The sequence below is a fragment of the Arthrobacter sp. Y3223164 genome (assembly GCF_059091005.1).
Genome location: NZ_JBNHGF010000678.1, coordinates 1 through 893 on the forward strand (window position 1 = coordinate 1; position 893 = coordinate 893).

The window sequence follows — 893 nt, forward strand, 5'->3', positions numbered from 1 at the left end:
ACCAGCGGTGCCCGGGTCCGTCGAACGTGGCCGGCAGCCAGTCCAGCCCCGCCACCTCCCAGGCGCCGTCGTCGCCGGCCTGGCTGAACCGGGCCCGGACCATCATCCCCTCGGTGTTGAGGATGTTCGGGGTTGCATGCGCGGCGAGGGTGTTGCCCAGCCCGTAGACGATCCAGGTGCCGTCGTGGCGCTCAATCGGCTGGACGGAGTGGCTGTGGTGCCCGTACACCAAGGAGAACTCGCCGCTGTCGGCCAACGCGTGGGCAACCTCCTGCTGTTGCGGGCTGGCGTAGGCGGTGTATTCGTCCCCGGCATGCACCGCTCCCAAGACGATGTCCGCGCCCTGCGCCCGGGCCTTCCTGGCCTTGGCGATCATCGCCGGGGGATCCAGCACGTCCACCTGCCAGGGCCGGTCCGGCTCCAGCCCGTTCAGCGAGAAGGTGCCGGTGATGACCGCGATCCGCGCGGCCGGGGTGTCCAGAACCAGTACCTCCTCGGCCTCGGCCGCACTGGCGTAGGTGCCGGTGTGTTCCAGGCCGCGCGCGTCCAGCGCCTCCAGGGTCCGTTCCAGGCCGGCGGTGCCGTGGTCGAACGCGTGGTTGCTGGCGGTGGTGCAGGCGTCGTAGCCCACGGCGGCGGCGGCGTCGAGGATCTGCGGCGGCGCGTTGAACGCCGGGTAGCCGGAGTACGGTCCGTCGTCACCGGCCAGCGGGGTTTCCAGCTGGCAGACGGCGAGGTCGGCGGTGTCCAGGTATTGCTCCTGGGCCGCCAACATCGGCTCGAAGTCCAGGGCCCCTTGCCCGGTCCGCCGGGCGTCGGCGGCCGCCTGCTCCCAGAGCGGCTCGTGCAGCAGCAGGTCGCCGGTGAGGGCCACGGTGGCGCAGCGGATTCCC

Annotated in this window: 1 protein-coding gene; it reads right to left on the reverse strand. The window is 71.9% G+C overall.

What is annotated here, in order from left to right:
- A partial coding sequence (locus AC5RUJ_RS17360) for a CapA family protein (protein ID WP_494156387.1) occupies positions 1-874 on the reverse strand: 874 nt, incomplete at its 3' end.
- Positions 875-893 lie beyond the last annotated feature (19 nt).